Below are 11,942 nucleotides of genomic sequence, written 5' to 3' on the forward strand. Positions count from 1 at the left end.
AATTTTGAAATAAATATCAAATCAGTGGAGGGCATTAAAGAATGAAAAATGATAAATTGCCTGCTGCTAAAGACGAAATGTGTTTCCAAATAAAGGGATCTTTAAAAACTGATATTCGGTTTTTAAAGGTTCCTTGAAGGGTAGGAAAACCCAAAGAAGAACATGCATTAAGCACGTCCAAATGAACCTTTTATCAACCCCGCTAATTAAGCGGTATTTGTTAACCACGGCGAAAACTAAAGCTTTTAAAGCTTAAGGGCTCACAATGCAGAACGGCGCAATGAAGGACTGGCTGGACTCAAGCTTTCTGGCTGGTGCAAACCAGTCTTACATAGAGCAAATCTATGAAGACTATATAACTGATCCTAATTCTGTTGATGCAAGTTGGAGAGAAATTTTCCAACAATTACCAGATGCAGGACTTAGCGGCGAACAACTTCACTCACAGACACGCGATTATTTCCGTCGTCTGGCAAAGGATGCCACACGTTACCACACTTCAGTCAGCGATCCAGCAATGGATGCAAAACAAGTCAAAGTTTTGCAGCTTATCAATGCATTCCGCTTCCGCGGACACCAACATGCAAACCTTGATCCATTGGGATTATGGAAACAGGAACCTGTATCTGATCTTGATCCTGCTTTCCATAATTTAACAAAAGCGGATTTTGAAGAAACGTTTAATGTCGGTTCTTTTGCCATTGGTAAAGAAACCATGAAATTGGCTGATCTGTATGACGCGCTGAAACGCATTTATTGCGGTTCAATTGGTGCAGAATATATGCACATCACCAATACGGAAGAAAAACGTTGGATCCAGCAACGTCTGGAGTCAGTGACAGTAAGTTCACAGTTTAGTGCAGAAGAAAAGCGTCGTTTCCTGAAAGAGTTAACATCAGCGGAAGGTTTGGAACGCTATTTAGGTGCCAAGTTCCCAGGGGCGAAACGTTTCTCCCTGGAAGGTGGCGACGCACTTATCCCTATGTTAAAGGAGTTGATCCGTCACGCAGGTAAACAAAGTACCCGCGAAGTGGTATTGGGAATGGCTCACCGTGGTCGCCTCAACGTTCTGGTCAATCTCTTGGGTAAAAAACCGGTTGATCTGTTTGACGAATTTGCGGGTAAACATAAAGAGCATCTGGGCACAGGCGACGTAAAATACCATCAAGGTTTTTCTTCTGATTTTGAAACCGAAGGCGGTTTGGTGCATTTGGCACTGGCCTTTAACCCCTCTCACCTTGAGATTGTCAGCCCTGTTGTTATTGGCTCTGTGCGTGCCCGCCGTGATCGTCTTGATGAAGGGCGCAGTAACATGGTTCTGCCTGTCACTATCCACGGTGATGCCGCAGTCACCGGGCAGGGAATTGTTCAGGAAACGTTGAACATGTCTCAGGCTCGCGGTTATGAAGTTGGCGGTACTGTTCGTATCGTCGTGAACAACCAGATTGGTTTCACTACTTCTAACCCGAAAGATGCTCGTTCAACACAATATTGTACTGATATTGTAAAAATGGTTCAGGCACCGATTTTCCACGTTAATGCAGATGATCCGGAAGCTGTTGCATTCGTCACACGTCTGGCACTTGACTTCCGTAATACCTTCAAACGTGACGTTATGATCGATCTGGTCTGTTACCGTCGCCACGGTCATAACGAAGCTGATGAGCCAAGTGCAACTCAGCCACTGATGTACCAGCAAATCAAAAAGCAACCAACTGCCCGTAAAATCTATGCCGATAAGCTGATAGCAGAAGGTCTGCTGGAAGCCAATGACGTTACTGAGATGGTGAACTTGTACCGTGATGCACTGGATCATGGTGAATGCGTTGTCGATGAATGGCGCCCAATGGGATTGCATTCATTCACATGGGAACCCTATCTGAATCACGAATGGGATGAAGAGTATCCACATAAGATGGATATGAAACGTCTGCAAGATCTTGGCAAAAGCATCAGCACTGTTCCTGCCGAAGTGGCAATGCACTCACGTGTTGCGAAAATTTATGGCGACCGAGCAGAAATGGCGAATGGCCATAAATTGTTTGACTGGGGTGCTGCGGAAACACTGGCTTACGCGACCTTGGTTGATGAAGGTATTCCTGTCCGTATCTCTGGTGAAGATGCGGGACGTGGTACTTTCTTCCACCGTCATGCCGTTATTCATAACCAAAACAATGCTTCTGTTTATGTGCCTTTGGCGAATATCCATAATGGACAGGGGGTATTTAATGTATGGGATTCTGTCCTTTCAGAAGAAGCTGTACTGGCATTTGAATACGGTTATGCAACAACTGAACCACGTGTCCTGACGATTTGGGAAGCCCAATTTGGTGACTTTGCCAACGTGGCTCAGGTTGTGATTGACCAATTTATCAGTTCTGGCGAACAGAAATGGGGCCGTATGTGTGGCCTGGTTATGCTGTTGCCACATGGCTATGAAGGGCAGGGACCAGAGCACTCATCGGCACGTCTGGAGCGTTATCTGCAACTGTGTGCTGAACAAAACATGCAGGTTTGCGTACCATCGACTCCAGCTCAGGTTTATCACATGCTGCGTCGTCAGGCTCTGCGTGGTATGCGCCGTCCGCTCATCGTTATGTCACCGAAATCACTACTGCGTCATCCATTGGCGGTGTCTACTTTGGATGAATTGGCGCACGGCAAATTTGAACCAGTGATTGGTGAAATTGACGCCCTGGAGCCAAAAGGTGTTAAACGCGTTGTGCTTTGTTCCGGTAAAGTTTATTACGATCTGTTGGAACAGCGTCGTAAGAACGAACAGACTGACGTTGCTATTGTGCGTATTGAACAGCTGTATCCATTCCCACGTCAGCACTTGCAAGCTGAGCTTGAGCAGTATGCCCATGTTCATGACTTCGTCTGGTGCCAGGAAGAGCCACTGAACCAAGGGGCCTGGTATTGCAGTCAACATAATTTCCGTGAAGCGATCCCATTCGGGGCTTCTTTACGTTATGCCGGTCGTCCGGCATCTGCTTCCCCAGCTGTGGGATATACGTCTGTTCACCAGCAGCAACAGCAAGCACTGGTTAATGACGCACTGAACGTTGAATAAATTAAGGATAGAAAATGAGTAGCGTAGAAATTCTGGTTCCAGACCTTCCTGAATCTGTTGCAGATGCCACTGTGGCAACGTGGCATAAAAAACCAGGTGACACCATAGAGCGTGATGAAGTGCTGGTTGAAATTGAAACGGATAAAGTTGTTTTGGAAGTACCAGCAAGTGAAGCCGGTGTTTTGGAATCCATTTTGGAAGAAGAGGGCGCCACTGTTCTGTCCAAACAACTGTTAGGCCGTATCCGTTTAGGTGACAGCACGGGTATTCCTGCCGAAGTAAAAGCCAAAACAGAGGCAACACCAGCACAGCGTCAGACTGCGTCTTTGGAAGAAGAAAGCAACGATGCATTAAGCCCTGCTGTTCGTCGTCTGATTGCAGAGCATGATTTAGATCCTGCTGCCATTAAAGGTAGTGGTGTTGGTGGTCGTATTATCCGTGAAGACATCGAAACATATATCGCTGCGAATAAAAAAGAGGGTAATAAACCTGCTGCATCTGCTGAACAGTCATCCTTATTGCCACACCGCAGTGAAAAACGTGTCCCAATGACGCGTCTGCGCAAGCGTGTTGCAGAACGTTTGCTTGAAGCGAAGAACAATACGGCAATGCTGACGACTTTCAATGAAGTCAACATGAAACCAATTCAGGAATTGCGTAAGCAGTATGGCGATGCATTTGAGAAACGCCATGGTATGCGTCTGGGCTTCATGTCTTTCTATGTGAAAGCGGTTGTTGAAGCGTTGAAACGCTATCCAGAAGTGAACGCTTCCATTGATGGAACGGATGTGGTTTACCACAACTATTTTGATATCAGTATTGCTGTATCTACACCACGTGGTCTGGTTACACCAGTATTGCGTGATGCTGATGCATTGAGCATGGCTGATATTGAGAAAAGCATCAAAGAGCTGGCTATCAAAGGCCGCGACGGTAAACTGACTGTTGAAGAACTCACCGGTGGCAATTTCACCATTACTAACGGCGGTGTTTTCGGCTCCCTGATGTCCACCCCGATCATTAACCCACCACAAAGCGCGATCCTTGGCATGCATGCTATTAAAGATCGCCCAATGGCTGTAAATGGTCAGGTTGAGATCCTTCCGATGATGTACCTGGCACTGTCCTATGACCACCGTCTGATTGACGGTCGTGAGTCAGTCGGCTTCCTGGTGACCATCAAAGAAATGCTGGAAGATCCAACACGTTTGTTGCTGGATGTATAGCATCACTATGGGCGGAGAGTGTTAACTCCGCCAAGTCTGAAGTAGTACGACGTTGATGTAAAAATATATGCAGGCCAGCCTCTTGGGGCTGGTCATATCCAGAGCAACAAAATAGAAGGTAATTTACCTTTCTTAAATTAAATTATGGATAGAACATCATGAATTTACACGAGTATCAGGCAAAACAACTTTTTGCACGGTATGGTTTACCAGCACCTGCTGGCTATGCTTGTACCACACCGCGCGAAGCAGAAGAAGCAGCATCCAAGATTGGTTCAGGCCCTTGGGTCGTTAAATGTCAGGTTCATGCAGGTGGACGCGGTAAGGCTGGTGGCGTGAAAGTCGTCAACAGTAAAGAAGATATTCGCACTTTTGCTGAACAATGGCTGGGTAAACGACTGGTAACTTACCAGACAGATGCGCAGGGGCAACCTGTCCATCAGATTCTGGTGGAAGGGGCAACCGATATTGCCAAGGAGCTGTATCTCGGGGCTGTTGTTGACCGCGGTACACGTCGTGTAGTGTTCATGGCCTCTACTGAAGGTGGCGTCGAAATAGAAAAAGTGGCGGAAGAAACGCCTGAACTCATTCATAAAGCCATAATCGACCCACTATCTGGCCCTATGCCGTATCAAGGCCGTGAATTGGCATTCAAACTTGGTTTGACTGGTAAACAAGTTGGTCAATTCACCAAGATTTTCTTGGGATTGGCTAACTTGTTTTTAGAGCGTGATTTGGCATTAGTCGAAATCAACCCTCTGGTGATCACAACGCAAGGTGATCTGGTTTGTTTGGATGGAAAATTGAGTGCTGATGGTAATGCTATGTTCCGTCAGGCCGAACTGCGTGAAATGCACGATCCTTCACAGGAAGATCCACGTGAAGCTCAGGCCGCACAGTGGGAACTGAACTATGTTGCGCTGGATGGCAATATTGGTTGTATGGTAAATGGTGCAGGTCTGGCAATGGGAACGATGGATATTGTCAAACTGCACGGTGGTGCACCGGCCAACTTCCTTGATGTAGGTGGTGGTGCAACAAAAGAGCGTGTTACTGAAGCATTCAAGATCATCTTGTCAGATGAAAATGTTAAGGCTGTTTTGGTGAATATCTTTGGTGGTATCGTCCGCTGTGACTTGATCGCTGACGGCATTATTGGTGCAGTGGAAGAAGTGGGTGTTAACGTACCGGTAGTCGTTCGTCTGGAAGGAAACAATGCTGAACTGGGTGCTAAAAAACTGGCGGATAGTGGTTTAAACATCATTGCAGCTACCAGTTTGACAGACGCAGCTAAACAGGCAGTAGCAGCAGCGGGGAATAAATAATGTCTATTTTAATCGATAAAAACACCAAAGTGATTTGTCAGGGGTTTACTGGCAGCCAGGGTACTTTTCACTCCGAACAAGCGATAGCTTACGGTACTCAAATGGTGGGTGGCGTAACACCGGGTAAAGGTGGTACTGAGCATCTGGGATTACCCGTGTTCAACACCGTACGTGAAGCCGTTGAGGCAACGGGGGCAACTGCTTCTGTCATCTACGTTCCGGCTCCATTCTGTAAAGATTCCATTCTGGAAGCGATTGACGCAGGTATTAAACTGATCATCACTATTACAGAAGGTATCCCAACACTCGATATGTTGACGGTGAAGGAAAAGCTGGATCAAGCAGGTGTTCGTATGATTGGCCCTAACTGCCCGGGCGTCATTACACCTGACGAGTGTAAGATTGGTATTATGCCTGGCCATATCCACAAGTCAGGTAAAGTGGGTATTGTTTCCCGTTCAGGCACATTGACTTATGAAGCGGTTAAACAAACCACTGATGCTGGGTTAGGGCAATCTACCTGTGTTGGTATTGGTGGTGACCCGATCCCTGGTTCAAACTTCATTGATATTCTGCAACTGTTCCAGAAAGATCCACAGACAGAAGCAATTGTCATGATTGGTGAAATTGGTGGTACAGCCGAAGAAGAAGCTGCCGCTTATATCAAAGAACATGTGACTAAACCGGTTGTTGCTTATATTGCTGGTGTGACTGCACCTAAAGGTAAGCGCATGGGCCATGCTGGAGCGATTATCGCAGGTGGTAAAGGAACCGCAGATGAGAAATTTGCTGCTCTGGAAGCTGCGGGTGTGAAGACTGTTCGTAGCCTTGCAGACATTGGCGATGCTGTAAAAGCGTTATTAGTATAACAATCACAAAATAAACTATTTTTATAGAAAAAGGCTGCCTCAGGGTGGCCTTTTATTTTTATTTATAATATTAACAGTAAGTTAGTTCATTCATAAGACAAGTTATTTCTCAATTTAATTGAACTGGATTTTAGAAAAATCTATTTATTTGATTAATTAAATTGGAAATATCGGAAAAATATATTTTTTAAAGAATGAAAACGAAAAGTTAATTTTCTAACGAATTTTACAGCAAAAAATAAATTACAAACCATGGCAAATAACAACTTATTAACACGAAATAAACCATAATGAAATAATAACTGTAAAGCTTAACAAAACAAGAAAAAATTGACTAAAATCAATTTATTACTCTGGATTGTATTCGCTAAACTTGATTAAATTGATCTAGTATATATAGGTATTAACCTGAGAATGTATGGTATTGTTGATCTATATTCAGAATTCTAAGCTGAGTCACGTAAAAGCTATTTATTGTATGTGGATATAGGCGTAATATTATTATGGTATCTATTGAAATTTTGATTTTGTAATAATTCATTGTTGTGTTTGAGGCATTTATTGCTGGTAGTTACGAGACTTTCGTTTTACGAAGTCGGGTTGCCGCAAGTCGGTGTCTTCCTGCTAGGAGCAAGGAGTCAAGATGTTTGATATTGTCGAACTGTCACGATTACAGTTTGCCTTAACTGCCATGTACCATTTTTTGTTCGTACCATTGACGCTCGGTATGGCGTTTTTGCTTGCGATCATGGAAACGGTATATGTCCTTTCTGGCAAACAAATCTATAAAGATATGACAAAATTCTGGGGTAAATTATTTGGTATTAACTTTGCCTTAGGTGTCGCAACGGGCTTGACCATGGAGTTCCAGTTTGGAACTAACTGGTCATATTTCTCACATTATGTTGGTGATATTTTCGGTGCGCCTCTGGCCATCGAAGGTCTGATGGCATTCTTCCTCGAATCCACATTCGTTGGTCTGTTTTTCTTCGGCTGGGATCGACTGAGTAAGAAACAACACTTGGCGGTTACCTGGCTGGTTGCATTAGGCTCTAACTTCTCTGCATTGTGGATACTGATTGCGAATGGTTGGATGCAAAACCCGATTGCGTCTGACTTTAACTTCGAAACCATGCGAATGGAAATGGTGAGCTTCAGTGAACTGGTACTTAACCCAGTTGCACAAGTGAAATTTGTTCACACTGTTGCAGCCGGTTATGTGACTGGTGCCATTTTTGTGTTGGGTATCAGCTCTTACTATCTGCTTAAAGGGCGTGATTTGGCGTTTGCCAAACGTTCTTTTGCAATTGCAGCAAGTTTTGGTATGGCTGCGGTACTGTCTGTCATCGTTCTGGGTGATGAATCTGGATATGAAATGGGGGACGTGCAGAAAACCAAATTGGCAGCGATCGAAGCAGAGTGGGAAACCCAGCCACCTCCGGCTTCATTCACGCTGATTGGTCTTCCTGATCAGGACAAAATGGAAAATAAATATTCCATCCAAATTCCTTACGTTTTAGGTTTGATTGCTACCCGCTCTACAGATACACCGGTTGTTGGTCTGCGTGATTTGATGAGCCAGCATGAGCAGCGTATCCGTAATGGCATCAAGGCTTATGAATTACTGGAAGAACTGCGTGCAGGTAATGTTGATCCAAGTGTTCGCAGTGCATTCAATGAAAGTAAGAAAGATCTTGGCTATGGTATGCTCGTGAAGCGTTATACCCAAAACGTGACTGATGCGACAGAAGAACAAATTAAAGCCGCTGCGAAAGACTCTATTCCACGCGTAGCACCGCTCTACTTTGCATTCCGTATCATGGTTGCTGCTGGCTTTATTATGCTGTTGGTTATCGGTTTGTCGTTCCTGAGTGTTCTGCGTAACCGTATTGGTCAACATAAGTGGCTGCTACGTGCTGCATTGTTCAGCATTCCATTGCCATGGATTGCCGTTGAGGCTGGTTGGTTTGTCGCAGAATATGGTCGTCAGCCATGGGCGATTGGTGAAGTGTTGCCAACTGCTGTTGCGGCTTCAACACGTAGTGTAGGCGATCTGATTTTCTCAATGGTGCTGATTTGTGGTCTGTACACTTTGTTCTTGATCGCAGAGATGTTCTTGATGTTCAAATTTGCCCGTCTTGGCCCAAGCAGCCTCAAGACTGGACGTTACCATTTTGAACAAAAAACCGCTGCTTCAGCGAATAATATTGAGTAAGCAGGAGTCCACTTATGCTTGATTATGATGTATTACGATTTATATGGTGGCTGCTGATTGGTGTGTTACTGATCGGTTTCACGGTGACTGATGGTTTCGACATGGGAGTTGGTATCCTGTTGCGGATAATTGGTAAAAATGATACCGAACGCCGCATTATGATTAACTCAGTTGCCCCACACTGGGATGGTAACCAGGTTTGGTTAATTACCGCTGGCGGTGCTCTGTTTGCCGCATGGCCGATGGTATATGCAGCCGCTTTCTCTGGCTTTTATGTTGCAATGATTCTGGTTTTGGCTGCACTGTTTTTCCGTCCGGTTGGCTTCGATTACCGCTCAAAATTGGAAAATAGAAAATGGCGTAATATGTGGGATTGGGGGCTGGTTATCGGTAGCTTCGTACCTGCATTGGTTATTGGGGTGGCTTTTGGTAACTTGCTGCAAGGCGTACCGCTGGCGGTGGATTCTTACCTGCGTGTCTCCTACGAGGGTTCATTCTTTGGATTGCTGAACCCTTATGGATTGCTGGCCGGGGTGATTAGCCTGATGATGATTGTGACGCAGGGGGCAACTTATCTGCAAATGCGTACAACAGGCGAACTGCACCTGCGCTCCCGTACTGCAACCCATGTTTGTGCAGCGATAACAGCAATTGCATTCCTGTTGGCAGGGATATGGCTGATTTATGGCATTGATGGCTATGTTGTAACGGGAGGCTTGGATGTTAATGCGGCATCCAATCCATTACATAAAGAAGTCATCCAGCAGGCAGGCGCATGGCTGACCAACTTCAATAACTATCCGGCTTTGTGGGCTATACCTGTGTTGGGCGTATTGCTTCCTCTGCTGACTATGCTGGCGACCTGGATGGATAAAGGTGCGTGGGCATTCTTATTCTCATCACTGACAGTAGCTTGCATTATCCTGACTTCAGGTATTGCTATGTTCCCGTTTGTGATGCCATCAAGCATTGATCCGAATGTCAGCCTGACTATGTGGGATGCGACATCCAGTCAGTGGACGTTGCAAATTATGTTCGTTGTTGCACTTATCTTCGTTCCTATCGTGCTGTCTTATACCATTTGGTGTTATTACAAAACCTTCGGGCGTTTGGATAAGAGCTACATTGATAACAACAAACACTCACTGTATTAAGGAGCATAGGCATGTGGTATTTTGCTTGGATTCTCGGAACGCTCTTGGCTTGTAGCTTTGCGGTCATTGCTGCTTTGGCACTTGAGCATAGCGAATCACAGAACGCTTCTGAGAGTGAAAAAAATAATGTTGGCGGATAAATGCTACCAACTTATGGATAGGAGCCTATTGAGGGCTCTTATCCTCATTATTGCCTTAACACTTGCTGCATGTGTGTTTTGGGATCCTGCACGTTTTGCTGCCAGTACTAGTTCACTAAAAATATGGCAAGGTATTTTATTGATCTGGGCAGTTTGTTCTGGCGTTACTTTTGGTGTTGGTTTCCATCCTAAGCGTATTATTTGGCGATTGTTTTTTCATCCGTTACCTGCATTTTTCATTCTTCTTTTTGGCTTATATCATTTCTTTAAGTAAACTAATTGTAATTTTATAGGCTGCCGGCCTATAAATTTTTTTTACTGACAAGTCATTCCAAAGCGCTATTGTCTTAAGTATAGTGACAGCGTCAATTCGCCTGATTAGGATTATATGAGTAATATGTTATTCCGTTGGCCTATCCGTGTTTACTACGAAGACACAGATGCTAGTGGTGTGGTTTATCACGCTCAGTATTTGGGGTTTTACGAAAGAGCTCGTACAGAGATGTTGCGGGAAAGAGGTTTCCACCAACAGTCTATGCTAGATAAACAAGTTGGCTTTGTTGTTAGTCGCATGACGATTGACTACCGGAAACCAGCAAAACTGGATGACCAACTGGTTGTTGAAAGCGAAGTTACGAATATCCGTGGTGCTTCTCTGACATTTATTCAACGAATTGTTGATTGTAATGGCGTAGTTATCAGCAGCGCAGAATGCCTGGTTGTCTACGTGAATTCATCTCAAATGAAGCCGATTGCGCTTCCAAAGTCTATTGTCGCGGAGTTTAAGCAGTGACTGACATGAACATCCTTGATTTATTTCTTAAGGCAGGTTTCTTAGTGCAGCTGATCATGCTGATTTTGATTGGCTTCTCTATCGTCTCTTGGGCAATCATTATTCAACGAACAAAAATCCTTAATGCCGCAAACCGTGAGGCAGAAGCATTTGAAGATAAATTTTGGTCTGGTATTGAATTATCTCGCCTTTACAAAGAAAGTCAGTCACGCCGTGATTCGTTAAGTGGTACTGAGCAGATATTCCATTCCGGATTTAAAGAATTTGCACGTTTACATCAGGCAAATAACCATGCTCCAGAAGCTGTTATCACAGGAACTTCCCGTGCCATGCGTATTTCATTAAATCGTGAATTGGAAGTATTGGAAAATCATATTCCATTTCTGGGTACGGTAGGTTCCATCAGCCCTTATATTGGTTTGTTTGGTACGGTTTGGGGGATCATGCATGCCTTTATTGCGTTGGGAGCGGTCAAACAAGCAACCCTGCAAATGGTTGCGCCTGGTATTGCTGAAGCTTTGATTGCAACAGCTATCGGTCTGTTTGCGGCAATTCCTGCGGTGATGGCTTATAACCGCCTGAACCAGCGGGTTAATAAACTGGAACAAGTTTACGATAATTTTATGGAAGAATTTCTGGCTATCCTGCATCGTCAGGCTTTTGCTTCCAATACTAATAAGTCGTAAGGGGAAATCAGCGAATGGCGCGCACTCGTAGTCGCAGACGTGAGCTAAAATCCGAGATCAATATCGTTCCCTTGCTGGACGTGTTGCTAGTATTGCTGCTTATTTTCATGGCAACAGCACCGATTATCACGCAAAGCGTAGAAGTCGATTTACCTGATTCGGTGGATTCAAAGACAGTTTCCAGCACTGATAATCCGCCGGTCATTGTGGAAGTTTCTGGGGTAGGGCAGTACAGCATGATTGTTAATCAGGAACGTTTGGAATTATTACCTGAACAGCAAATCGTTGCAGAAGCTCAAACCGTGATGAAAGCTAATCCGAAAACGATTTTCTTGATCGGTGGTTCTAAGGAAGTTCCTTATGATGAAATTATCAAAGCGTTGAATATGCTTCGTCAGGCGGGTGTTAAATCGGTGGGCTTAATGACTCAGCCTATTGGCGCCTGACAACGGCTGTCACTT

At 44.7% G+C, this 11,942-nt stretch carries 11 protein-coding genes; all 11 read left to right on the plus strand.

From position 1 onward, the window contains the following. The first annotated feature begins 265 nt into the window (after positions 1 to 265). The gene (gene sucA / locus ACE1SE_RS05975) at positions 266 to 3,073 is read left to right on the plus strand and encodes a 2-oxoglutarate dehydrogenase E1 component (RefSeq protein WP_374053059.1); all 2,808 of its coding nucleotides are present in this window, start codon (positions 266 to 268) and stop codon (positions 3,071 to 3,073) included. 14 nt (positions 3,074 to 3,087) lie between these two features. Continuing rightward, on the plus strand, positions 3,088 to 4,299 hold the full coding sequence (gene odhB, locus ACE1SE_RS05980) for a 2-oxoglutarate dehydrogenase complex dihydrolipoyllysine-residue succinyltransferase (RefSeq protein WP_374053060.1): 1,212 nt from the start codon (positions 3,088 to 3,090) through the stop codon (positions 4,297 to 4,299). 158 nt (positions 4,300 to 4,457) lie between these two features. Next, positions 4,458 to 5,624, plus strand: coding sequence for an ADP-forming succinate--CoA ligase subunit beta (gene sucC, locus ACE1SE_RS05985; protein WP_074022389.1), 1,167 nt, complete (start codon positions 4,458 to 4,460; stop codon positions 5,622 to 5,624). Next, complete coding sequence (sucD, locus tag ACE1SE_RS05990; RefSeq protein ID WP_374053061.1) at positions 5,624 to 6,493, plus strand: succinate--CoA ligase subunit alpha; 870 nt, start codon at positions 5,624 to 5,626, stop codon at positions 6,491 to 6,493. Before sucC ends, sucD begins: the two co-directional genes overlap by 1 nt. Before the next feature lie 643 nt (positions 6,494 to 7,136). After that, positions 7,137 to 8,708, plus strand: coding sequence for a cytochrome ubiquinol oxidase subunit I (gene cydA / locus ACE1SE_RS05995; protein WP_374053062.1), 1,572 nt, complete (start codon positions 7,137 to 7,139; stop codon positions 8,706 to 8,708). A gap of 14 nt (positions 8,709 to 8,722) precedes the next feature. Continuing rightward, positions 8,723 to 9,862: a cytochrome d ubiquinol oxidase subunit II gene (gene cydB, locus ACE1SE_RS06000; protein ID WP_374053063.1), complete on the plus strand. Its 1,140-nt coding sequence runs from the start codon at positions 8,723 to 8,725 to the stop codon at positions 9,860 to 9,862. An 11-nt stretch (positions 9,863 to 9,873) separates the two neighbouring features. Beyond that, positions 9,874 to 10,002: a cytochrome bd-I oxidase subunit CydX gene (gene cydX, locus ACE1SE_RS06005; protein WP_374053064.1), complete on the plus strand. Its 129-nt coding sequence runs from the start codon at positions 9,874 to 9,876 to the stop codon at positions 10,000 to 10,002. Continuing rightward, positions 9,989 to 10,276 carry a cyd operon protein YbgE gene (gene ybgE / locus ACE1SE_RS06010; RefSeq protein WP_374053065.1) on the plus strand — a complete coding sequence of 96 codons (288 nt, stop codon included), beginning with the start codon at positions 9,989 to 9,991 and terminating at the stop codon, positions 10,274 to 10,276. Before cydX ends, ybgE begins: the two co-directional genes overlap by 14 nt. Positions 10,277 to 10,390: 114 nt before the next feature. Continuing rightward, entirely contained in the window at positions 10,391 to 10,795 is a 405-nt protein-coding gene (ybgC, locus tag ACE1SE_RS06015) for a tol-pal system-associated acyl-CoA thioesterase (RefSeq protein ID WP_374053066.1), read from the plus strand. After that, on the plus strand, positions 10,792 to 11,481 hold the full coding sequence (gene tolQ, locus ACE1SE_RS06020; RefSeq protein ID WP_374053067.1) for a Tol-Pal system protein TolQ: 690 nt from the start codon (positions 10,792 to 10,794) through the stop codon (positions 11,479 to 11,481). The genes ybgC and tolQ overlap by 4 nt, the downstream gene beginning before the upstream one ends. Positions 11,482 to 11,495: 14 nt before the next feature. Further along, a complete protein-coding gene (tolR, locus tag ACE1SE_RS06025) occupies positions 11,496 to 11,927 on the plus strand; it encodes a colicin uptake protein TolR (protein ID WP_099131153.1) in 432 nt (143 codons plus the stop codon). The last annotated feature ends 15 nt before the right edge of the window (positions 11,928 to 11,942 follow it).

Source organism: Xenorhabdus taiwanensis (assembly GCF_036512875.1).
Taxonomy (GTDB): domain Bacteria; phylum Pseudomonadota; class Gammaproteobacteria; order Enterobacterales; family Enterobacteriaceae; genus Xenorhabdus; species Xenorhabdus taiwanensis.

What these genes read in the sequence shown, in the direction of transcription:
- sucA (WP_374053059.1), top strand. Translation starts at nt 266, where the DNA reads ATGCAGAACGGCGCAATGAAGGACTGGCTGGACTCAAGCTTTCTGGCT.
- odhB (WP_374053060.1), top strand. Translation starts at nt 3,088, where the DNA reads ATGAGTAGCGTAGAAATTCTGGTTCCAGACCTTCCTGAATCTGTTGCA.
- sucC (WP_074022389.1), top strand. Translation starts at nt 4,458, where the DNA reads ATGAATTTACACGAGTATCAGGCAAAACAACTTTTTGCACGGTATGGT.
- sucD (WP_374053061.1), top strand. Translation starts at nt 5,624, where the DNA reads ATGTCTATTTTAATCGATAAAAACACCAAAGTGATTTGTCAGGGGTTT.
- cydA (WP_374053062.1), top strand. Translation starts at nt 7,137, where the DNA reads ATGTTTGATATTGTCGAACTGTCACGATTACAGTTTGCCTTAACTGCC.
- cydB (WP_374053063.1), top strand. Translation starts at nt 8,723, where the DNA reads ATGCTTGATTATGATGTATTACGATTTATATGGTGGCTGCTGATTGGT.
- cydX (WP_374053064.1), top strand. Translation starts at nt 9,874, where the DNA reads ATGTGGTATTTTGCTTGGATTCTCGGAACGCTCTTGGCTTGTAGCTTT.
- ybgE (WP_374053065.1), top strand. Translation starts at nt 9,989, where the DNA reads ATGTTGGCGGATAAATGCTACCAACTTATGGATAGGAGCCTATTGAGG.
- ybgC (WP_374053066.1), top strand. Translation starts at nt 10,391, where the DNA reads ATGAGTAATATGTTATTCCGTTGGCCTATCCGTGTTTACTACGAAGAC.
- tolR (WP_099131153.1), top strand. Translation starts at nt 11,496, where the DNA reads ATGGCGCGCACTCGTAGTCGCAGACGTGAGCTAAAATCCGAGATCAAT.